Raw genomic sequence first — 19,938 nt, 5'->3', positions numbered from 1 at the left:
ATGGGCGATAGCATTCTCTCCCAGGCTGAGATTGACGCGCTGCTTAATGGCGACAGTGACAGCGCGGAAGTAGAGAACAGTTCCAAAGGGACCGATGGCGATATCCGTCCCTATGATCCTAATACTCAGCGTCGCGTGGTGCGCGAGCGTCTGCAGGCGCTGGAGATCATTAACGAGCGTTTTGCCCGTCATTTTCGTATGGCGCTGTTTAACCTGCTGCGCCGTAGCCCGGATATCAGTGTCGGTGCGATCAAGATTCAGCCTTACCATGAGTTTGCCCGCAATTTACCGGTGCCGACCAACCTGAACCTGATCCACCTGAAACCACTGCGCGGTACTGCGCTGGTGGTATTTTCACCGAGTCTGGTGTTTATCGCCGTAGATAACCTGTTTGGTGGTGATGGCCGTTTCCCGACCAAAGTGGAAGGCCGTGAATTTACCCATACCGAGCAACGCGTCATCCGTCGCATGCTGAAGCTGGCACTGGATGGTTACAGCGATGCCTGGAAAGCGATTTACCCGCTGGATGTTGAGTACGTCCGTTCGGAAATGCAGGTGAAATTTACCAACATCACCACTTCGCCGAACGATATCGTTGTCAACACCCCGTTCCAGGTCGAGATTGGTAATCTGGTGGGTGAATTTAATATCTGTATTCCGTTTTCAATGATTGAGCCGCTGCGCGAGCTGCTGGTCAATCCACCACTGGAAAACTCCCGTCAGGAAGATACGCACTGGCGCGACAATCTGGTGAAACAGGTGCAGCACTCGGAGCTGGAGCTGATTGCCCACTTCGCGGAAACATCCATGCGCCTGTCACGTATTTTGCAACTGAAACCTGGTGACGTCCTGCCCATTGAGAAGCCGGACCGCATCATTGCTCACGTCGATGGCGTACCCGTGCTGACCAGCCAATATGGCACCATGAATGGCCAGTACGCGCTGCGTGTTGAACACCTGATTAACCCGATTTTGAATTCGCTGAACGAGGAACAGCCCGATGAGTGACAGCAAAAAACCGTCCGATGATATTTCTGCGGACGACCTGTGGGCTGAGGCAATGAACGAGCAGGCAACCACCAGCACGCCTGATCCAACCGAGAACGTTTTCAAATCGTTTGAAAGCAACGGTGCCAGTGGCTCGCTGCAAGACATCGATCTGATTATGGATATCCCGGTCAAACTCACCGTGGAACTGGGTCGCACCAAGATGACCATCAAAGAGCTGCTGCGCCTGACGCAAGGTTCCGTGGTGGCTCTGGATGGCCTGGCCGGTGAACCACTGGATATCTTGATCAATGGTTACCTGATTGCGCAGGGCGAAGTCGTCGTCGTGAACGACAAATATGGCGTGCGTATCACCGACATTATTACGCCATCTGAACGTATGCGTCGTCTGAGCCGTTAAGCATGTTAAAAAACGCGCAAATTGGCCAGCCTGTTCATAGCCAGCCGGTGGTCTCTACCGGTTCGGTGATTGGGCAAGTCAGCAGCGTGCTGGCAGTGATTGTTCTGCTGATTCTGGCCTGTGGTTGGCTGGCAAAACGCCTTGGCTTTGCGCCCAAAACCGTCAACACCCAGGCGCTGAAAATTAGCGCCAGCGTGCAGGTGGGTCGTCAGGAGCGGGTGGTGATTGTTGACACCGCCGATGCGCGTTTAGTGCTGGGCGTCACCGCCCAGCAAATTACCCATCTGCATTCGCTGCCACCGCTGCCACCTGAAGAGCTGGTGAACAAAACCGTGGCGCCGCAGGATTTTCGTCAGCTGTTCCAGAATCTGGTTAAACGTCCCGGAAAACCCCAATGATGCGTCGATTGCTTCCCCTCTTGCCGCTGCTGTTGCTGGCACCGGTTGCCCATGCGCAATTGCCTGGTCTGGTCAGTCAGCCATTGGCGAATGGCGGCCAGAGCTGGTCACTGCCGGTGCAGACGCTGGTGTTTATCACCTCGCTGACCTTTATTCCGGCCATCTTGCTGATGATGACCAGCTTCACCCGCATCATTATTGTTTTTGGCTTGCTGCGTAACGCCTTAGGCACGCCTTCTGCCCCCCCCAATCAGGTTTTGCTTGGCCTTGCGCTGTTTTTAACCTTCTTTATTATGGCGCCGACCTTCGACAAGATTTATAGCGACGCCTATTTGCCGTTCAGTCAGGACAAAATCAGCATGGACGTAGCGATCGACAAAGGCGCTCAACCGCTGCGTGAGTTTATGCTGCGTCAGACGCGTGAAGCCGATTTAGCGCTGTTTGCTCGTCTTGCCAACACCGCGCCGATTCAAGGTCCGGAAGCCGTACCGATGCGTATTTTGCTGCCGGCTTACGTCACCAGCGAACTGAAAACTGCCTTCCAGATTGGCTTCACCGTCTTCATCCCGTTCCTGATCATCGACCTGGTGGTTGCCAGCGTGTTGATGGCGCTGGGGATGATGATGGTGCCGCCGGCGACCATTTCTCTGCCATTCAAGCTGATGTTGTTTGTGTTGGTGGATGGCTGGCAGCTGCTGGTGGGTTCACTGGCACAAAGTTTCTACTCCTAGCGGCACACCTGGAAGTCGATGGCAACTCTCAATCCGGTCGGCCTGAAGGCCGCAACATATAACGCCAGGAGCGCAGCATGACACCCGAATCGGTTATGGTCATCGGCCAGGAAGCAATGCGAATTGCCCTGATGCTCGCCGCCCCGCTGTTGCTGGCGGCACTGGTCAGCGGTCTGATCATCAGCCTGTTACAGGCGGCCACGCAGGTCAACGAACAGACACTCTCCTTTATTCCTAAGATCCTTGCCGTTGCCGCCACCGCGGTGATTGCCGGCCCGTGGATGCTGAACCTGATACTGGATTACATGCGTAATCTGTTGACCAACTTACCTTATATCATCGGCTGATGATTAACCTCGATAGCAGCCAGCTGGTCCATTGGGTCGCGCAATTTTTCTGGCCGATGGTACGTTTGCTGGCACTCTTTGCCAGTGCGCCGGTGCTGAGTGAGAAATCCATTCCCAAGCGCGTGAAAGTGGGCCTCGCGGTATTGACGACCTGGATCGTCATTCCCGTGTTGCCTCCGGTGGAAGTCACGTTATTTACCCCTGCGGGTTTCTGGATCCTGTTACAGCAATTACTGATTGGTGTGGGGATTGGCCTGACGATGCAACTGGCGTTTGCCGCGGTGCGTATGGCCGGTGAAGTCGTGGGATTACAGATGGGCTTATCCTTTGCCACCTTCTTTGATCCTGGCAGCCGCCTTAACATGCCCGTGCTGGCGCGTTTTCTCGATATGCTGGCCATGCTGCTGTTTCTGACCTTCAACGGACACTTGTGGCTGATTTCGCTGCTGGTGGACAGTTTTCATACTCTGCCGATTAACGATCAACCCCTCAACGCCAATGCTTTTATGGCGCTGGTGAAGTCCGCCGGGTTAATTTTCCTTAATGGCATGATGTTAGCGCTACCCTTAATTGTTTTATTGCTCACGCTAAACATGGCACTAGGTTTGTTAAACCGTGTTTCACCACAACTCTCGGTTTTCGCGATCGGCTTTCCGATTACCTTAACGGTGGGGATCCTCAGTCTGGGTATGATGATGCCGCTACTCGCCCCCTTCTGCGAACATCTCTTCGGCGAAGTCTTTGATTTACTCGCCCAGTTTGTCTCAGAACTCTCCCGCGCACGCTAATTAACGTTTCTGTAGAAGTTCTTATGCGATAGTTAAGTATTCAAAATCAATCTGTGCATTTTTCGAACCATATTTCTCAGAAATCAACTGAGGTTATTCTGATAAATGCGCAATTCTGGGGAAAATTATTCTTATTAAACGGCGCTTCGCGTATTTTAGTCAGACGATTCCTAAGGTGATAAACCTTGAGAATTGGTTGAATAAATGCTCAAAGGGCTGTTAATAAACAAAAAAAATATTGCAGCGATTTTTCTTGTCTAAATCCCTTTTTTCCGGCATTGTCAACACTCGCTGAAACGTCACACTTTCGCGATTCAAATGTTTTTAAGAATTGTCCTATCAGATTTGTCTGTGACTTGCGCGATAGTGACAGGGCTCTCAAAAACAGAGCGAATTACACACTTAATGCAAACTCCCGGCGATTCCCACTATCGCGGGGACAAGAGTGACGTGGAAGTAACACAAAAAACTTCGCAGAAGGGTTCAGGGATAGAGTCATGATGGCGCACGGATATCATTCGCCAGTCTGCCGAGCAGAATAAAAAAGTGTCTTTGGAAATCTCTCTCGTACCGCAAACGCGTATTCATCGTTGATTTAAACGGATAACAAATTGGTGAGGGTCGCTATAATGCCAACGATTATTATGGATTCATGTAACTACACACGCCTGGGATTATCAGACTATATGTCGGCCAAATGAGTTAAAAAGAAAAATATTACTCCGGTCTCTGATATTGAACAACTGCAACAAAGATGTGAACAGTTAAAGCCTGGTGTCGTTTTTATTAATGAAGAATGCTTCATTCATGAATCCGATTCCAGCGATCGTATTCGTGCTATTATTATGCAGCATCCAGATACGCTATTTTTTATCTTTATGGCGATCTCGAATATCCATTTTGAGGAATACCTCTACGTTCGTAAGAACCTGATTATTACGTCAAAATCGGTAAAAACCTCGACTCTGGATTCACTGCTCGGCACTTACCTGCAAAAGAAACTCAGCGCTACCCCGCGTATTTCAGCAGGCCTGGATGTTCACCCACTGACATTAAGTCAGACTGAATCAAATATGCTGAAAATGTGGATGTCAGGACATGACACCATTCAAATTTCAGACAAGATGCAAATTAAAGCCAAAACGGTATCGTCACACAAAGGTAATATAAAACGCAAAATTAAGACACATAATAAACAGGTTATTTATCATGTGGTGCGACTGACCGATAATGTGACCTCCGGTATTTATGTCAACGTGCGATAGTTCTGCATGTAAACAGTTTGAGTAAATAGCCGTAGCCGACAAAGGGCCAATCCGCAGATTGGCCCTTTGTCGTTTTGCCTGGATCTGCGAGCCAGGTCTCACTTCGCCCCCTAATCCTTTAGCCTGAACTGCCGATGCTTGTTCTCAGAACACCTACCCAAAATGAGAGCAAGGATATGAAAACAGCATCGATTGATGAGCAATATAAGCTCAGCATCTGGCAGAACCTGCGCCTGATGCCTCTTTTCAGCATGATCTTTGGTGGCATTCTGCTGCTTTTTGCCCTGTGTATCGGCCTCGCCAGCTATTTTTTAATCCAGAGTAATAATTCCCTCAACGATGCGACGGATGAAATTCAAATCCGTATGGGCATCTCTAATAGCTCAAACCATTTGCGTACCGCTCGTCTGAACGTGCTGCAATCCGGCGCCGCTGCCCGCATCGGTGAAATGGACGGCTATCGTGCCGATCTGGCGCGCACGGAGACCCGCATCAAGCAAGCGCGTGACGGTTTTAAAACTTACATGGACCGCAAGGCGAAAACGCCGGAGGATATCGCGCTGGATGCGCCACTCACCGCGGCATTCAATGACTATATCGACAAGGGATTGAAGCCGATGATTGAGTCGGCTAAGCAAGGCAGCTTCGAAGGGATCGTGGCGCAGGAAACCGACGTGACACGCAAGTTGGATGATGCGTATAACGCGGTATTACTGAAAGCGATAAAAATTCGTACTGACCGTGCCGAAGCGATCAACGCGGAAGCTGCGCACCAGTCCCGCGTCGGCTTTATTGCCATGGCTGTGGCCTTTGCTGCTGCACTGGTATTGGTGCTCCTCACCTTCGTCTTCCTCCGCCGTGTGGTGATCAGCCCGCTGCGTCAGTCGGTTGAGCGTATTGAGCGTATTGCGCAGGGCGATCTGACCGCACCGGAACAAGCGTATGGCCGTAGCGAGATCGGTAGCCTGTTGCATAATCTGCAACTGATGCAGGCCGCACTGGTGCGTACCGTAGGCACCGTCCGCGAAGGCGCCGTTGCCATCTATCAGGGTTCCAGCGAGATCTCAGCCGGTAACACCGATTTGTCTTCACGCACTGAGGAGCAGGCCTCCGCGCTGGAGCAAACCGCTGCCAGCATGGAACAGCTCACCGCGACCGTGAAACAGAATGCGGAGAACGCCCATCACGCGAGCCAGCTGGCGGCGGACGCTTCCGGCAAAGCCCGCAGCGGTGGCGAACTGGTGCATGGCGTGGTGAAAACCATGAACAATATCTCCGGCAGCTCGAAGAAGATTGCTGAGATCACCAACGTGATTAATAGCATCGCCTTCCAGACCAATATTCTGGCGCTGAACGCGGCGGTAGAAGCGGCACGCGCCGGTGAGCAAGGACGTGGTTTCGCCGTCGTAGCGAGTGAAGTACGCAATCTGGCCCAGCGCAGTGCCCAGGCCGCGAAAGAGATTGAAACGCTGATTGCCGAGTCGGTTGATCTGATTAATAACGGTTCACATCAGGTGGGTGAAGCCGGCTCAACCATGGGTGAGATCGTCGAGGCGGTGCGTCGCGTCACCGATATTATGTCGGAAATTGCCGCCGCCTCCGATGAGCAGAGCCGTGGCATTCAGCAGGTGAGTCTGGCGGTTACCGAGATGGACAACGTGACGCAGCAGAACGCCTCGCTGGTGGAAGAAGCCTCTTCAGCGGCAGCCTCGCTGGAAGATCAGGCGGGTCGTCTGACACAGGCCGTTGCGGCATTTAAACTTAACGATTCACCCGCATCGCGAGTGATGGCACCTTCATCAGGCACCCTGAAGGCCCCGACGCTGACACCGCGTCCAGCATTGGCAGCGGCGAACAGTAATGACAACTGGGAAACGTTCTAAACCTTCTCGCCGTCATTGATGGCAGCGGTTGATATGCATCAGGTGCACCTTATGTGCACCTGATTTTTTTATGCAGTCTTAAGCTTGCTCGTAGGGCTCAACAAACACCCCTTCCGCATGGTCGCTTTCATTAAAGAACCAAATCCCCAGCGGATAATCCTCCAGCGCCACCAAGTACATGGTCCCTTCATTAAAACCTTCAACTGCCAGTACCGTACCCACGCGACGTGGGCCGCCATCGGTTTTTACCGTTACGCGGTCATTCACCTGCATTGATTACTCTCCAGATATTGTCCTGAATACAGTGTAACGGAAGAAAATGGCGGCCGCCTGATCCGGATCAGCGTCGGGCGATGACCCACACGGCATGCACAATGCCCGGGATATAACCGCACAGTGTGAGCAGGATATTCAGCCAGAAGGCACCGCCAAAGCCCACCTGCAGAAATACACCCAGCGGTGGCAGTAAAATCGCAATCACAATTCGAATAAAATCCATACTAACTCCCTGATATCACTTCTTTATCGTCAAGCTTTAAGCATAGCCGCTGATTCGATTGATGAGATGACAGACGGGTAAAGTTCTGTCAAACCGCGGCTTTTCACTTTCTTAACAGTACGCAGAGAGACTTCTGACGCGGGTAGCCCGTACACTTCTTCGTACTGCACCAACCCCAAAGGCGCAGTCAACCTAAAAGTAACAAGGATTTTTGCCCGCGCAGCGCGGGCTTTTTTTTTGCCTGAAATCTGCCCTTTCCTGCCCATTCTTCCCGTTGTCTATACTGATAAAGAATCTCATCGCCTCTGGGAGGCCGACCATGACAACCGCAAAAGAGTACAGTGACAACGTGCAGCGCGAAGTGAACATTGACGTTGAAGCATTGCTGGAAGCGATTCAGAAGAAAACCTCAGGCGAGGTTAAAGAGTTCATGGAAGCGGAACACGCTCACCGGGTGAAAGTGAATGGTGAAGCCTATGACTCTTATATCGAGCTGGCTGAAACATTTGAACTCGATATCCGTGACTTCTCGATCACTGAAGTTAACCGTTGAAATCGATTTCAAAAAAATACCCGGCGGGATGGCCGGGTAAAGTAAATCAGTGAATTCGTTACACCAGGAAATTCTTAACACCTGAGTCAGACTACGCTTTAGTCATCACAAGACAAGTCCCAATCTTGCGTATAAAACGAACAAAAAAGCATGACCTTCCCCATTTGTTACCGAAAACACCGTGTGCCTACTGTGTTTCTTTTATGCGCAATGTGTGCACGTCCCTAATCGTTACCCTGTGGATTTAAGATTTATCCTGGAAATTGACGCAGCAGACTCGCAAAAAAGTGTGATCTTCATAACGCTATTATACTGATTACTCTCTGCTTTACGGACGCGCCTGGCGTAAGGAGTGTGTAGATGCTCAGACTTAACTCGTCGCTGATGATTGTGACCGATCTCGATGGCTCGCTATTGGATCATCATGACTACAACTGGGATGCCGCCAGTGAATGGTTGCAGCGCCTCAAACAGCAGGCGATTCCCGTGGTGTTCTGTTCCAGTAAAACGGCCGCTGAAATGATCCCCTTACAGAAACGCCTGGGTCTTTCCGGTACCCCTTTCATCGCTGAAAACGGGGCGTTTATCGCTTTTGATGGCGAGCAGATTGCAGCGGAGGAACCGGGTGAACACTATCTTGCGCTGTGCCGCTGGTTGAAAACCCTGCAATCCACTTTCCGCTTCAGCGGTTTTCACGACTTTAGCGATGCGGAAGTGGCCCGCTTCACCGGATTAACCCTGGCCGAAGCCAGCCAGAGCCGACTGCGCAATGCTTCAGAAGTCATACTCTGGCGCGATGATAGTGAAAAGCTGGAGGATTTTCGTATGGCGCTGGCGGAACACAACCTGGCGCTCACCCAGGGGGGACGATTCTGGCATGTGATGCCCGCGGGCTGCGGTAAAGGCATCGCACTGCAGCAGCTGCAGCAGCATCTCGAACAGCGCAGTGGAGAGAAGCGGACCACCCTCGGCCTCGGTGATGGCCCCAATGATGTGCCGATGCTGGAGCAGGTCGATTATGCCGTAGTGATTAAAGGATTCAGTAAAACCCCGGTGATCCTCACGCGCCGCGATCAACAAAATGTCTATCACACCGCGCATGCTGGCCCGCTGGGCTGGCGTGAAGGGCTGGACTATTTTCTCGCGCAACCCGAATAACTCTCTGACCTAAGGATGAGAAAATGAGTGATTTTTACCAAAATGGTGTCATTACTAACTTTCATAATCTCACCCAACGCAGCGTTGAATCGCTGGAAAAAGAGATGGTACGTTTCGCGCGTAAACGCAAAATGGGGCTAATCCTGCCTTCCCTGTTCTCAGAACTGGAAGGTCCGGCGCTGGATAACATCGTCAATGAGCTGGCCAAAGTGCCTTATCTGGATGAGATCGTCATCGGTCTCGATCGTGCTGACCGCGACCAGTTTCTCTTTGCTCGCGAGTTCTTTTCTCGTTTGCCACAACGCCATCGCATCCTGTGGAATGATGGACCGCGATTGAAAGCGCTGGATGCTGAACTGGATAAAGAGGGGTTGTCGCCGAGCCAGCCGGGTAAAGGACGCAACGTGTGGTTCTGCACCGGGTATACACTGGCCTCGGATCGCACCCAGTGCGTGGCGCTGCATGACTGCGATATCGTCACCTATGAGCGCAGCATGCTGGCGCGCTTGCTCTATCCGCTTGCCAATCCAGCTTTCCAGTATGAGTTCTGCAAAGGGTTCTACGCGCGCGTTGCGGACGGCAAGCTTAATGGTCGCGTAGGCCGCTTGCTGGTCGGCCCGCTGCTGCGTTCGCTACAAAAAGTGTATGGCCATTCTGAATATCTGGATTACCTCACCAGCTTCCGCTATCCGCTGTCTGGCGAATTCGCCATGCGCACCCATGTGCTGAACGGCATCAAAATTCCCGGCGACTGGGGGCTGGAAATCGGCGTGCTGTCGGAGATTTATCGCAACTACACCACGCGACAAACCTGTCAGGTGGAAATTGCCGATAACTACGATCATAAACATCAACCATTGGCAGAAGAAGATGGCACCGGCGGCCTGAAACGCATGAGCAATGATATTGTCCAGTCGCTGCTGCGCAAGCTGGCGACCATGGGCGTGCCACTCACCAGTGACTCATTCCGCGTGCTCAAAGCCACTTATTATCGCAATGCGCTGGATATGATGGAGATCTACAATCACGAAGCGACAATGAATGGCCTGAAGTTTGATCAGCATATTGAGGAAGCGGCGGTCGAGATGTTCACGCAGGCGATACTTGATGCCGGGCAATCCTTTATTGAGCGGCCCAATGAGAAACCTTTCATTCCCAGCTGGAGCCGCGTGCAATCGGCGTTTCCGGATATCCTGCAGCGCATATATCAGGCGGTGGAGGAGGATAACGAAGGCAAGGTTTAATCTTCTGCCACCACGCGGTTGCGGCCGCCGGTTTTCGCCAGATACAGGCGGCGATCGGCGGTGGCTTGCAGGCTCTCGGCATGATAATCGCCCTGCTCTTCGCTGCCGGTCACGCCAGCCGACAGGGTGACGCTGAACGTGGTACTGGCATTCACCAGAATCGTTTTTGCCGCTAAACGCGCACGGATGCGTTCCGCAATTGCACTGGCATCCGCCAACGTAGTTTCCGGCAGTACAATACAAAACTCCTCTCCGCCGATACGGCCCGCCACATCATACTTACGCAGCGTATGGCTAATCACGCCCGCCACCCGAATCAATGCCTGATCGCCTGCCGCATGTCCCCAGGTATCGTTCACTTTCTTAAAGTGATCGACATCCAACTGAATCACCGCGAGGGGCGTTTGCTGCTGCTGGCTGCGGGCAGAGATCGCCACAAACTGTTCAAAGAACGCATTGCGATTGAGCAACCGCGTCATACCGTCGTAATTGGCACGCCAGGTGAGTTTGGCGGAGAGATCGTCCATACGGCGCACCAGACGAATAATGACCTGATGCACGACCAGCAGTAGCAGTACAAACAGCAACCACATGCCGAGCAAGAACAGCGATACACGGCCAAGTTCCTGTGACATCCCCTGCCTCAGGCTCTGAATATTCACGATATACGCGTCCACATTCTTTAATTTGCTCCAGCTGGCAAACTGGGTGCCAAGGCGCATCACACCTCCAGGCAGTTGCCGGATTTGGCTCTCCAGACGCTCCTGTTGTTCTGGCGTCAAGGGCTCATCGTTGGGTGCATGCAAGCGAGTGATTTCATTTAACGAGCGGTCCACCATGAGCAACTTTCCTTGTAGCAAGCTGTGTCGTGCTTCGGCCATCAGCCCATGTATCCGCGCCTGGGTGAAATCCATCGACAGTACACCGTACCAGTAACCATGACTGACGATCGGCGTGCTCACTGTCATCATTAACCCTTCGTTAAATTCACCTTGATAGGCTTCACTCCAGCGCAATCGACCGCGCTGCGGATTATCCGGTGCCTGATCGCGAAAATAGGGGCGCTCCGTCATGGTGGTATAGCTTTCTATCAGCTCTTGCGGACTTTGCGGAGGCCTTGAACTGATAAAAAAACCGGCGCGCGAGATATACCAAAAGCGTGAGTGAAAATCCTGTCCTGGGTCGCTGAACTGCATGATAAAGCTGAATTCCATGGCGGCGCGCAATTCCGCATTGATGTGATCGCTGTTGCGCAGCAGCAAGGGATCGCGCATTAACCAACTGTCACTCACGCCATTCAACGGCATACTGCGCAGGCTGGCCAACTTTAACTGCCAGGTCGTTTGCTGGCGCAATTGTTGAAAGCGGGTAATGGCTTCGCGCGTTTGACTCGAATCCAGCGGATGCATCAACGCATAGTTGAGCATTCTCTCGTAATACGTCAATTCATCGATGCTTTCCTGAAACCGGCTGTCGAGGTTTTTCTGGATTTCAGCCAGTTGTGCGCGCTGACGCTCCTCATAGTTATTTTTTAGCTCAATCGCTTCATGCACAGTAAGAAATGCAGAGAACAAAAAGACCGCCAGAAAGCAGAGATGCACCGGCAAAAAAGGATTACCTGTGCGTGGCGTCAAAGGCGAAGTGGGCATGGGCAACAGTTATTCAATAAAGGGCGGATGCGAAAAGTGTAGTCAGCAGGGGAAAAGTCGTACAGGCAGGGATCAAAGGAAAATCAGATAGGTAAAAACGCAACGGGACGGATTGACCGTCCCGCACACGCTTAGCTGGCCAGCTGTCGCGCTCCGGATAAGTGACTCAGTTCGTCACTACGGAACGCCTCGCGTCGCACGCTGTAGCCATCATACCAACGACACTCTACCATTCCGCTGGCATAGCCGGTCACCACCATCGTGGGTCCGCCCTCTTTGTGCTGAACTTCATCACTGATCGCAAAGGTCATACCGCGCCCTCCCTTTTTCCGTTGAATGAACGGATAAAGTTATAGCAGCTGCACCCCATTTACGCCTATAGGATAATGTTATTACTGTGACGAAATCGGAATAAGCAGTGTAAAATGTTGTTTATAAAAAAAGCCGATAAAAATTATTATCGGCTTTGAAACACTTTCCCGGGTGGGAAATCAGATTTTGCAACCTTCGCAGTCCGCTTCGTCGCTGATATCAGCCGGGACTTCATTGGCTTTTTCAGCCGCTTTCGCTTCAGCCTGTTCCAGCTGCGCATCGATATCAAATTCAAACATATCGTCGTTCATCATCGTTCTCCTGACCCGTGATTGATAAATTCCTGCGCTTTATACCGATTTACCGCGTACTTTCGCAACCAGATTTACCGCCAACAGCACGATCGACCCAATGATAAAGCCGAGTACCAGATTGGCACCGTTGCTCAGTAAGGCAGAGATAACGCCATGAAAGCCGCTGCTGTACTCCTCAATCGCGTGATGCAACGGCGCGATACCGTGCACAATAATGCCGCCACCGACCAGGAACATTGCCACCGTGCCCACCACCGTTAACACCTTCATCAACCAGGGGGCCAGCGCCAATAGCGCACCGCCAGTCGCCTGAGCCAGCGTGGAGGACTTTTCCCGCAGCCAGTATCCGAGGTCGTCGATTTTCACGATCATCGCTACGATGCCGTAAACACCAATCGTCACCAGAATCGCAATCCCCGCCAGAATCAGCACCTGATTCAACAGCGGCGCTTCAGAGACAATCCCTAAGGTGATTGCCACAATTTCCGCAGAAAGAATGAAATCTGTGCGTACAGCGCCTTTCACTTTATCTTTTTCGAACTGGCGCGGATCCTGCTGCGCCAGCTTATCCAGACGCTGTTGACGTGCCTCCGGGCTGCTTTCTGCCTTATCGTGATTCAGGCTGTGCAGCACCTTTTCCACGCCTTCATAGCAAAGGTAAGCGCCGCCCAGCATCAACAGCGGTGTGATTAGCCAGGGCGCAAACGCCGAGATAATCAGCGCCAGCGGCACCAGAATTAATTTATTAAGAAATGAGCCTTTTGCGACGCTCCAGACCACGGGTAATTCACGGTTGGCTTTTACGCCGGTGACCTGCTGCGCATTGAGTGAGAGATCATCACCCAATACGCCAGCGGTCTTCTTTGCCGCGACCTTGCCCATCACTGAAATATCATCAAGCAGCGTCGCAATGTCATCCAGAAGCGTGAGTAAACTGGTTCCTGCCAAAATAGTTATCCTTATTCCGGTTCGTGATCCTGACAACAGGGGCATCGCTCAACCGCCGTCACTGACATATCAGCGATGCCCGCACAGTCCCATTCGACGCGAAGTGTTTGCCCGGCAAGATCGCCAGCGTGCACATATTTGCTGACCGGACTTTCCGTCATTCCGCTGATCTCCTCGGTGGCCACCAGTTGCTCGCCTAAATAAATGCGTGCCGTTGCATGGGTGTTCACCATCCGCTCATCACGGAGTTGATACAGGCGTTTGACCGTCAGTTTGATGCTGCTCATGGCTCGATTCCGCGTCCCAGAGAAAGAGAAAATCTAAACCGTTATGGCGGCTAAAAGCAACAATCGCACGCTATTCAACACGATAGTGATGCAAGCCTTGATGATCGATTTCGCCACTGTGCATGGCGGCCAGCAGCCACTCTTCCAGTCGTTCAATCAACGCCTCATCTTCAAGGCGCCATTTTCCGCGCAGTGCGCACTCCCAGACAATCAGTACTTTCCAGCCGCTTTGTTGTAACTGCCCGATATAACGGCGGTCGCGTTCAACGTTGCTGTTAATTTTGCCGTTCCAGAACTCAGTGCGCGTGGCGGGCATCTTGAATAAATAGCAGTGATGACGATGCCAGAAGCAGCCATGGACAAAGATAATCGCCCGCTCGTGTGGCAAAACAAAGTCTGGCCGACCCGGCAACGCTTTATCTTGTACACGATAGTTGAAGCCACGATCTTTCAAAATCAACGCGATACGCTGCTCAATCGCCGTGTCCTGATTGCGAATGGCACGCATATTTTTGCTGCGAATAGCTTGCGAATGGACGTCGACCATGGCGTCTCCTTTTTATTGGGGCTTCTACAACTTTAGCGGTTTGGCGTGAAAGCGAAAGGCACGCGCAACAAGTGTGTGAAGACGCGAGGAGTGATAGCATAGCGGCTTCACTGTTAAGGAAAAACGCATGCTTGCTATCGATCCCGCCGCGACGGTTTCACCCTCCTCATTTTCTGCCCCTTCGGATGACGCCACATCGCTGTTAATGCAGGTTCTCGATATCTATGCCGCACGCGATGTGGTGCAAACCTTAACTGAGGCGGGCGGATGCGACTGGAGCGTGCCGCGTCTAAATCGCATTCGTCACGGTAAAAGCGCCGTTCCTGCCCTTTCCAGCGATGAAGTCAGCAGCCTGCAAGCGTTATTGCCTTCGCGCCCTGCTCATTACGCTGCGCCTAAATTTCAATTTGTCGATCTGTTTGCTGGCATCGGTGGGATTCGTCGTGGTTTCGAGCACATTGGCGGCCAGTGCGTGTTCACCAGTGAATGGAATAAAGAAGCGGTTCGTACTTATAAAGCCAATCACTATAGCGATCCGCAACGGCATCAGTTCAATAGCGATATTCGTTTGGTTACGCAGCCCGCAGGACTCACTGATGAACAGGCGATTTATCAGCACATCGACCAAACCATCCCCGACCATCAGGTGCTGCTGGCGGGTTTTCCCTGCCAGCCGTTTTCACTGGCGGGCGTCAGTAAAAAAAATGCGTTAGGTCGTGCGCACGGTTTTGAGTGTGAAGCGCAGGGCACGTTGTTTTTCGATGTTGCCCGCATTCTCGCTGCCAAAAAGCCGCCGTTCTTCGTGCTGGAAAACGTGAAAAACCTCAAGAGTCATGACAAAGGACGCACCTTCGCCATCATTATGGCGACGCTGGATGAACTTGGCTACGACGTTGCCGATGCGGCCGACAGCGCAACGCCCGACGCGAAAGTGGTGGATGCGCGCCATTTCCTGCCGCAGCATCGCGAACGCATTGTGCTGGTGGGTATTCGTCGTGACACCGGATTGAGCGACGGTTTTTCACTGCGCGCGCTTTCTCAACTCTATCCGCAGCAGGTGCCCACGCTGCAAAGCTTGCTGGAGCCGACGCCAGATGCGAAATATATCCTGTCGCCGACACTGTGGAACTATCTCTATCAATACGCCAAAAAGCACAAGGCTAAAGGTAATGGCTTCGGCTTTGGCCTTAACGATCCCCGTAATCCCAACGTATGTGTCCGCACTTTATCAGCGCGCTACTATAAAGACGGCTCAGAAATTCTGATCGACCGCGGCTGGGATCAGGCGCAGGGGGAAGCGGATTTCCAGCTCGCCAGCAATATGGCTCTGCGTCCGCGTCGGTTAACACCGCGCGAATGCGCCCGACTGATGGGATTTGAGGCACCGGGACAAAGCCAGTTCCGTATTCCGGTCTCGGATACCCAGGCCTATAAGCAGTTTGGTAATTCAGTGGTGGTCCCGGTTTTTGCTGCTGTGGCACAGTTACTTTCGCCGCTTATCGAACAATATCTTAGCCAAAACACTTAGCGCCACAGGTCCACAATTTCCTTTAGGGACGCGTATTATGCTGTTTTGCGCTGAAACGCGTCTATTGTCACCAAACTGTCACGCCCGCTCTCAATACTCCTTTTTATTTTTGGGGGCGTTAGATGTCACTCCTTTCTGTAATCTCGTTACCGCTGCGTTTACGTACACGTCTTACATGGCGTTTGCCGCTTTGGCTCACCAGTCTTCGTAACCAATTTTTGCTGTTTATCGTGCTGTTCTGTCTCCTGCAGTTCGCGGGCGTACTGCTGCTCAGCAATCACGTTAACCAGACACAAACGTCACTCCAGCAAGCCAACCAACTGCGGGAAAGATTGGCCCTGCTGGATAAAGCACGTATCGAATTGCTCACCGCCAGTGATAACAGCCACCGTGCTGGTATCTATTTAATGCAGGATCAGCAAAGTGGATCAGTCGATAGCTGGAAAAGTCTGGCGGCCGCTTCTGATGATTCGTTAAAAAAAGCGCAGGCACTGTTCACCGCCTACCATGCTAAAGCACACAGTCCGCTGGCTCAGGGCTTTGGGATGTTAGCGGAAGGTTTGCAAGAGCAGTTGAAAGGGTTAGCGGCCAATGACATCAATGCCTTCTTTATGGTGCCGATGCAGGCATTCCAGCAGCAGTTTAACGATGCCTGGTTCAGCGAGATTGAACAAGCCAACCATCAGTTGAGCAGCGTCAATCAAAATACCCTCAGTACGCTAAAGCAGAGTCGCAACATGTCGCTGATCGTCAGTGCCATTTTGATGGCGCTGCTGGTGCTGGCCTCCAGTCTGTTGATGCGCGGCGTGCTATTGCCGCTGCGTCGTGCCAACCGGCAGTTGGAGCAGATTGCCACCGGTGATTTAGTCCCGAGTCATGATACGCCACGCCGCCAGTGCTTAGAGACGCGCCAGCTGTTTCAGTCGATCGAATCAATGCGTTTCGGTCTGCAGCAGATTGTCAGCGACATTAATACCGTTGCTGTGAGCGTGGCGGCGGGTGCAGAAGATATGCAGCAGCATAATGAACAGGTGATGCAGCAACACCAGGCGCAGAATGCCAGCTTCCACCATCTGTCACAGCGTTTACATCGCGTGTCTGAAGAAGTCGAAATTGGTGCGCAATTCTCGCAGCAGGCCACGCAGGAGGCGCAGTCAGCCGATGCTCTGATGCGCAACTGCGCCACGGAAGTCGACAATATGGAACTCAAAATGCAGCAGATCGTTACAGCTTCGAGTGATATCGCCGGAATTGTCGGCATGCTGGATAGCCTGTCGATGCAAACCCGTTTGCTGTCGTTGAATGCCGCGATTGAATCCGCCCACGCCGGATCGTACGGTCGCAGTTTCTCCGTTGTCGCCAAAGAGATGGGGCTGCTCTCGCAAAAGAGTGGTGAATCAACGCGTCAGATTGATGGTTTAATTCAGCACACTCAGCAGCATGTGAATGATGGTTTTGACAAAGTGAAAGCGCTGGAAGTGTTGTTTACACAAATCAGCGGTGCGGTTTCGGGGGTCGTAACGCAGCTCGATGAGTTGCAGCAAAATAGCACTGCACAAAGCCACCGCGTCAGCAAAATTGCGCACGAAGTGGTGGAGATGAGTAATCAGCTACAGCAAAACGAAGCGCTCAACGCCCACCAGGTCAATTCTGCGACACAGCTGCGCGAACTCTCCGACCGGCTCGCCCAGCGGGCACAGCAATTCCGCGTTGATGCCGCTTGAGTACAAAGATAAAAAAACCCGTCAAGTTGACGGGTTTTTAAATGTCGCTTATTTCTTCTTTTTGCCTTTCTTCAGCAGCATACGCACCTGCTTCAGTTCAGACGCAGTGAGCTGCTCGGTCACCGCTTCTTCCGTATTCAGACTATCAACCGCCGGTTGCTCAACAGCATGTAAACTGGCCTGCAGGCGGTTAACGATCTCCTGACTCATGGAGATTTGGTTATCGGCGGCTAACTGTTTGATGTGCTCTTTCAGGGCCGGGTCAATTTTAATGGTTAAGTTAACGGTCTCGGTCATCTTCACACTCCCTTTTGATTTACAACAACGTAGCGGAAGAAGATGAAAGTTAACAGACTGTCATAAAAATTTAATATTACGAGTGTATGGGGCTGAAATCCCTTAATACGGATTCATCAATACTGGTCAGGTTGCCCTGTAATTCCGCGCACAGCTTGCCCATATAGTGCACCAGGAAATCGGCATTATGCTCTGCCAACATGCGCCCCGCTTCGGTTTGCATGGTTTCTGGCAAGCGTAAAAGTTTTTTCTGGAAGTGGTCCAGCGTCCATTTCACATCGTCTAATTCGCGTTCTTTTCCTAATGGATCTTCGCTATCAAACAGCGGACGGCCCAGCGCTCCGGCCGTATAGAAAACACGTGCGAGGCCGATAGCACCTAAAGACTCGAGGCGATCGGCATCCTGAACAATTTTTGCTTCCAGCGTCAGTGGCGTGATACGTGCGCTAAAGCTGTGCGCCTGAACGGCATGGGCGACGCCATCCAGCAGTTCCGGTGGGAAGTCGGGAAAATCCTGCTGCAGAATTCGACGTGTCTCTTCAGCGGCATAGGTGGAGGCCAGATGGCGCTCTGGGTGGTTTTTTGGCAGGTTAACCACGTCATGGAAGTAACAGGCGGTGAGGACCACCATCGGATCGGCTGCACTGTGCTGCATGATGCGCGTGGCGCTCATCCAGACACGGCGCAGGTGCGCGATATCATGGGCTTTATCGTCGTGCAGCCAGTTCTGCTGCAGCCAGTTCTCGTAGCGTTGTTGCCAGCGGGTGAGTGACATCGTGCTTCTCCTTATTGCTGTTATAAAAGCACCGCCAATTCAGGGTGCTGCTCCTGGGGACATCATAGCGGCCTGATCGTGACACTTTTTTTACATCCCTCCTGGATGTGCAAAGCGTAAAAATGCGATCCCGATCTTGTTATAACGCTGTTAATGCCGATTTCCCAGCGGAGATCACGTTTTAGGCATTTCCTTAGCGTCATTTAAGTTAAATAACTCTGTTAAACAGGCGTAATCTATTTCATCCATCAACAATATTCACGCTTTTGAATTATTCCAGTTAAACATGCTTAATAACTCAGGGTAAAAGCGATAAACGCCCATGGATAAATCTGAAAAGTTTCCCATCCAGGCCGTTATAACGTACTGTATAGGGAATATTTCTGGCTCTCTCTCACCTGCAAAGGTACTTACAGCATGGATTTTGCTTAAGAGCCATTTTTAAAACCGGAATACGCAGTAATTGCCTGATAGTAAGGCGACAAATTATTAAGCAAATTGATTCAAACCCATTATGCTAATTCTCTCATCTGCGGTTGCAGGTGATTGTCGGAGTTCTCCGGGTGAGTAAAACTACATGAGGTACGTAATGAAAGAACGGCCGATTCTTTTTTCCGAACAGCGGGTCCGCGCCCTGTTGGTTGGCCAGCAAACGCAAACCCGGCGCATCATGAAAACTCAGGCCTTTGGTCCGGGTCAGGATCATCACGAAGGCGTCCATGCGTTTGACGTTAGCGCCAACCATCTGCATGGCTATAAATTGATGTCGATGGCAGATGTCAGCTCTCACTGTCCCTTTGGACAGGCGGGCGATCGATTGTGGGTGCGTGAAACCTGGCGCGGCCCCATCGTACCGGAAGAGCAACTCGCCGAATATGAACGCGATCCTCTGCCGTTCCGTAGCCCTGCGTTCTGTCAATATCGTTCTGACAGCAATGAACTGGGTCAACTGGATGAGGATGTAGAGCATGCCGAGCAGTTTGGCTGGCAAACAGCGATTCATATGCCGCGTTGGGCCAGCCGTATTGATTTGGCCATTACCTCGGTACGCGCTGAAAAAATTCAGGACATTAGCGAAGATGACATTATGGCTGAGGGCGTGCAGACCGATACGCACTTCCTGAATAACTTCTTCACGATGAACATGAACGCTGAATCCCCGAAAGAAGCCTATCGTAAAGCGTGGCAAAAGCAGTATGGCGCCACCAGCTGGGAAGTGAACCCGTGGGTTTGGGTGATCGAATTCCAGCGCGTTGAACGCGAGAGTTAACTGTCTTCCGCCC

The 19,938-nt window shown here is 51.9% G+C and carries 23 protein-coding genes and 1 pseudogene; 15 read left to right on the top strand and 9 right to left on the bottom strand.

The genetic code is table 11. The features are described 5' to 3' along the window. The 8 genes and pseudogenes from fliM (at window position 1) to FD737_RS04055 (ending at window position 6,820) form a co-directional block, all read left to right on the top strand. Entirely contained in the window at window positions 1-1,008 is a 1,008-nt protein-coding gene (fliM, locus tag FD737_RS04090) for a flagellar motor switch protein FliM (protein WP_034824442.1), read from the top strand. Continuing rightward, window positions 1,001-1,408 carry a flagellar motor switch protein FliN gene (gene fliN / locus FD737_RS04085; RefSeq protein ID WP_034824445.1) on the top strand — a complete coding sequence of 136 codons (408 nt, stop codon included), beginning with the start codon at window positions 1,001-1,003 and terminating at the stop codon, window positions 1,406-1,408. Before fliM ends, fliN begins: the two co-directional genes overlap by 8 nt. Before the next feature lie 2 nt (window positions 1,409-1,410). Next, window positions 1,411-1,806, top strand: coding sequence for a flagellar biosynthetic protein FliO (gene fliO, locus FD737_RS04080; RefSeq protein WP_034824448.1), 396 nt, complete (start codon window positions 1,411-1,413; stop codon window positions 1,804-1,806). After that, entirely contained in the window at window positions 1,806-2,537 is a 732-nt protein-coding gene (gene fliP, locus FD737_RS04075) for a flagellar type III secretion system pore protein FliP (protein ID WP_034825234.1), read from the top strand. The genes fliO and fliP overlap by 1 nt, the downstream gene beginning before the upstream one ends. 77 nt (window positions 2,538-2,614) lie before the next feature. Next, a complete protein-coding gene (fliQ, locus tag FD737_RS04070) occupies window positions 2,615-2,884 on the top strand; it encodes a flagellar biosynthesis protein FliQ (RefSeq protein WP_034824451.1) in 270 nt (89 codons plus the stop codon). Continuing rightward, complete coding sequence (gene fliR / locus FD737_RS04065) at window positions 2,884-3,672, top strand: flagellar biosynthetic protein FliR (protein ID WP_160832785.1); 789 nt, start codon at window positions 2,884-2,886, stop codon at window positions 3,670-3,672. The genes fliQ and fliR overlap by 1 nt, the downstream gene beginning before the upstream one ends. A gap of 629 nt (window positions 3,673-4,301) precedes the next feature. Continuing rightward, a pseudogene (gene rcsA / locus FD737_RS04060) lies at window positions 4,302-4,937 on the top strand (transcriptional regulator RcsA). A gap of 176 nt (window positions 4,938-5,113) precedes the next feature. Next, on the top strand, window positions 5,114-6,820 hold the full coding sequence (locus FD737_RS04055; RefSeq protein WP_097116788.1) for a methyl-accepting chemotaxis protein: 1,707 nt from the start codon (window positions 5,114-5,116) through the stop codon (window positions 6,818-6,820). Window positions 6,821-6,898: 78 nt separating this feature from the next. Here the strand turns inward: FD737_RS04055 and dsrB are convergent, their stop codons facing one another. Both dsrB and FD737_RS04045 read right to left on the bottom strand, forming a co-directional pair. Continuing rightward, complete coding sequence (gene dsrB, locus FD737_RS04050) at window positions 6,899-7,093, bottom strand: protein DsrB (RefSeq protein ID WP_160832784.1); 195 nt, start codon at window positions 7,091-7,093, stop codon at window positions 6,899-6,901. 67 nt (window positions 7,094-7,160) lie between these two features. Next, on the bottom strand, window positions 7,161-7,319 hold the full coding sequence (locus tag FD737_RS04045; protein WP_034824466.1) for a YqaE/Pmp3 family membrane protein: 159 nt from the start codon (window positions 7,317-7,319) through the stop codon (window positions 7,161-7,163). A 319-nt stretch (window positions 7,320-7,638) separates the two neighbouring features. Between FD737_RS04045 and FD737_RS04040 the strand changes: the two genes are divergently transcribed. The 3 genes from FD737_RS04040 (at window position 7,639) to FD737_RS04030 (ending at window position 10,274) form a co-directional block, all read left to right on the top strand. Beyond that, window positions 7,639-7,872 (top strand): DUF2525 domain-containing protein, encoded by a 234-nt coding sequence (locus tag FD737_RS04040; RefSeq protein WP_160832783.1) that lies wholly within the window; start codon window positions 7,639-7,641, stop codon window positions 7,870-7,872. A gap of 360 nt (window positions 7,873-8,232) precedes the next feature. Beyond that, window positions 8,233-9,030, top strand: a complete 798-nt coding sequence (locus tag FD737_RS04035; RefSeq protein WP_097116786.1) for a mannosyl-3-phosphoglycerate phosphatase-related protein — start codon at window positions 8,233-8,235, stop codon at window positions 9,028-9,030. 23 nt (window positions 9,031-9,053) lie between these two features. Then, window positions 9,054-10,274, top strand: coding sequence for a glycosyl transferase (locus FD737_RS04030; protein ID WP_034824481.1), 1,221 nt, complete (start codon window positions 9,054-9,056; stop codon window positions 10,272-10,274). Here FD737_RS04030 and dgcQ read toward each other — a convergent pair. The 4 genes from dgcQ to FD737_RS04015 form a co-directional block, all read right to left on the bottom strand. Continuing rightward, window positions 10,271-11,923, bottom strand: a complete 1,653-nt coding sequence (gene dgcQ / locus FD737_RS04025) for a cellulose biosynthesis regulator diguanylate cyclase DgcQ (RefSeq protein WP_097116785.1) — start codon at window positions 11,921-11,923, stop codon at window positions 10,271-10,273. The two genes, FD737_RS04030 and dgcQ, sit on opposite strands and share 4 nt — an antisense overlap. Window positions 11,924-12,054: 131 nt before the next feature. After that, on the bottom strand, window positions 12,055-12,234 hold the full coding sequence (locus FD737_RS04020) for a YodC family protein (RefSeq protein WP_034824498.1): 180 nt from the start codon (window positions 12,232-12,234) through the stop codon (window positions 12,055-12,057). Window positions 12,235-12,414: 180 nt separating this feature from the next. Beyond that, window positions 12,415-12,549, bottom strand: a complete 135-nt coding sequence (locus tag FD737_RS24015; protein WP_255253243.1) for a hypothetical protein — start codon at window positions 12,547-12,549, stop codon at window positions 12,415-12,417. A gap of 36 nt (window positions 12,550-12,585) precedes the next feature. After that, entirely contained in the window at window positions 12,586-13,497 is a 912-nt protein-coding gene (locus FD737_RS04015; RefSeq protein WP_034824501.1) for a DUF808 domain-containing protein, read from the bottom strand. A gap of 75 nt (window positions 13,498-13,572) precedes the next feature. Here FD737_RS04015 and FD737_RS24105 point away from each other — a divergent pair, with 75 nt between their 5' ends. Continuing rightward, on the top strand, window positions 13,573-13,701 hold the full coding sequence (locus FD737_RS24105) for a Vmc-like lipoprotein signal peptide domain-containing protein (RefSeq protein ID WP_353604531.1): 129 nt from the start codon (window positions 13,573-13,575) through the stop codon (window positions 13,699-13,701). Window positions 13,702-13,854: 153 nt separating this feature from the next. Here FD737_RS24105 and FD737_RS04005 read toward each other — a convergent pair whose 3' ends face one another. Then, entirely contained in the window at window positions 13,855-14,331 is a 477-nt protein-coding gene (locus tag FD737_RS04005) for a very short patch repair endonuclease (RefSeq protein ID WP_160832782.1), read from the bottom strand. Window positions 14,332-14,458: 127 nt separating this feature from the next. Here FD737_RS04005 and dcm point away from each other — a divergent pair, with 127 nt between their 5' ends. Together dcm and FD737_RS03995 are read left to right on the top strand one after the other, a co-directional pair. After that, entirely contained in the window at window positions 14,459-15,859 is a 1,401-nt protein-coding gene (dcm, locus tag FD737_RS04000; protein WP_160832781.1) for a DNA (cytosine-5-)-methyltransferase, read from the top strand. 122 nt (window positions 15,860-15,981) lie between these two features. Further along, complete coding sequence (locus tag FD737_RS03995) at window positions 15,982-17,583, top strand: methyl-accepting chemotaxis protein (RefSeq protein WP_160832780.1); 1,602 nt, start codon at window positions 15,982-15,984, stop codon at window positions 17,581-17,583. Between the two features lie 48 nt (window positions 17,584-17,631). Here FD737_RS03995 and FD737_RS03990 read toward each other — a convergent pair whose 3' ends face one another. After that, window positions 17,632-17,880: a hypothetical protein gene (locus tag FD737_RS03990; RefSeq protein ID WP_160832779.1), complete on the bottom strand. Its 249-nt coding sequence runs from the start codon at window positions 17,878-17,880 to the stop codon at window positions 17,632-17,634. A 76-nt stretch (window positions 17,881-17,956) separates the two neighbouring features. Further along, the gene (locus FD737_RS03985) at window positions 17,957-18,655 is read right to left on the bottom strand and encodes a phosphohydrolase (RefSeq protein WP_097116763.1); all 699 of its coding nucleotides are present in this window, start codon (window positions 18,653-18,655) and stop codon (window positions 17,957-17,959) included. A gap of 589 nt (window positions 18,656-19,244) precedes the next feature. On the opposite strand from FD737_RS03985, the gene FD737_RS03980 reads away from it, so the two are divergent. Then, entirely contained in the window at window positions 19,245-19,925 is a 681-nt protein-coding gene (locus tag FD737_RS03980; RefSeq protein WP_034824525.1) for a hypothetical protein, read from the top strand. Window positions 19,926-19,938 lie beyond the last annotated feature (13 nt).

The organism is Pantoea sp. Seng, from assembly GCF_009829935.1.
GTDB lineage: Bacteria > Pseudomonadota > Gammaproteobacteria > Enterobacterales > Enterobacteriaceae > Pantoea > Pantoea communis.
Note: the sequence above shows the minus strand (reverse complement) of the source record. Positions and strands in the feature narration are given on the sequence as shown.

Coding starts and splice junctions, on each gene's coding strand:
- fliM (WP_034824442.1), top strand. CDS start 1: ATGGGCGATAGCATTCTCTCCCAGGCTGAGATTGACGCGCTGCTTAAT.
- fliN (WP_034824445.1), top strand. CDS start 1,001: ATGAGTGACAGCAAAAAACCGTCCGATGATATTTCTGCGGACGACCTG.
- fliO (WP_034824448.1), top strand. CDS start 1,411: ATGTTAAAAAACGCGCAAATTGGCCAGCCTGTTCATAGCCAGCCGGTG.
- fliP (WP_034825234.1), top strand. CDS start 1,806: ATGCGTCGATTGCTTCCCCTCTTGCCGCTGCTGTTGCTGGCACCGGTT.
- fliQ (WP_034824451.1), top strand. CDS start 2,615: ATGACACCCGAATCGGTTATGGTCATCGGCCAGGAAGCAATGCGAATT.
- fliR (WP_160832785.1), top strand. CDS start 2,884: ATGATTAACCTCGATAGCAGCCAGCTGGTCCATTGGGTCGCGCAATTT.
- FD737_RS04055 (WP_097116788.1), top strand. CDS start 5,114: ATGAAAACAGCATCGATTGATGAGCAATATAAGCTCAGCATCTGGCAG.
- dsrB (WP_160832784.1), bottom strand. CDS start 7,093: ATGCAGGTGAATGACCGCGTAACGGTAAAAACCGATGGCGGCCCACGT.
- FD737_RS04045 (WP_034824466.1), bottom strand. CDS start 7,319: ATGGATTTTATTCGAATTGTGATTGCGATTTTACTGCCACCGCTGGGT.
- FD737_RS04040 (WP_160832783.1), top strand. CDS start 7,639: ATGACAACCGCAAAAGAGTACAGTGACAACGTGCAGCGCGAAGTGAAC.
- FD737_RS04035 (WP_097116786.1), top strand. CDS start 8,233: ATGCTCAGACTTAACTCGTCGCTGATGATTGTGACCGATCTCGATGGC.
- FD737_RS04030 (WP_034824481.1), top strand. CDS start 9,054: ATGAGTGATTTTTACCAAAATGGTGTCATTACTAACTTTCATAATCTC.
- dgcQ (WP_097116785.1), bottom strand. CDS start 11,923: ATGCCCACTTCGCCTTTGACGCCACGCACAGGTAATCCTTTTTTGCCG.
- FD737_RS04020 (WP_034824498.1), bottom strand. CDS start 12,234: ATGACCTTTGCGATCAGTGATGAAGTTCAGCACAAAGAGGGCGGACCC.
- FD737_RS24015 (WP_255253243.1), bottom strand. CDS start 12,549: ATGATGAACGACGATATGTTTGAATTTGATATCGATGCGCAGCTGGAA.
- FD737_RS24105 (WP_353604531.1), top strand. CDS start 13,573: ATGCCCGCACAGTCCCATTCGACGCGAAGTGTTTGCCCGGCAAGATCG.
- FD737_RS04005 (WP_160832782.1), bottom strand. CDS start 14,331: ATGGTCGACGTCCATTCGCAAGCTATTCGCAGCAAAAATATGCGTGCC.
- dcm (WP_160832781.1), top strand. CDS start 14,459: ATGCTTGCTATCGATCCCGCCGCGACGGTTTCACCCTCCTCATTTTCT.
- FD737_RS03995 (WP_160832780.1), top strand. CDS start 15,982: ATGTCACTCCTTTCTGTAATCTCGTTACCGCTGCGTTTACGTACACGT.
- FD737_RS03990 (WP_160832779.1), bottom strand. CDS start 17,880: ATGACCGAGACCGTTAACTTAACCATTAAAATTGACCCGGCCCTGAAA.
- FD737_RS03985 (WP_097116763.1), bottom strand. CDS start 18,655: ATGTCACTCACCCGCTGGCAACAACGCTACGAGAACTGGCTGCAGCAG.
- FD737_RS03980 (WP_034824525.1), top strand. CDS start 19,245: ATGAAAGAACGGCCGATTCTTTTTTCCGAACAGCGGGTCCGCGCCCTG.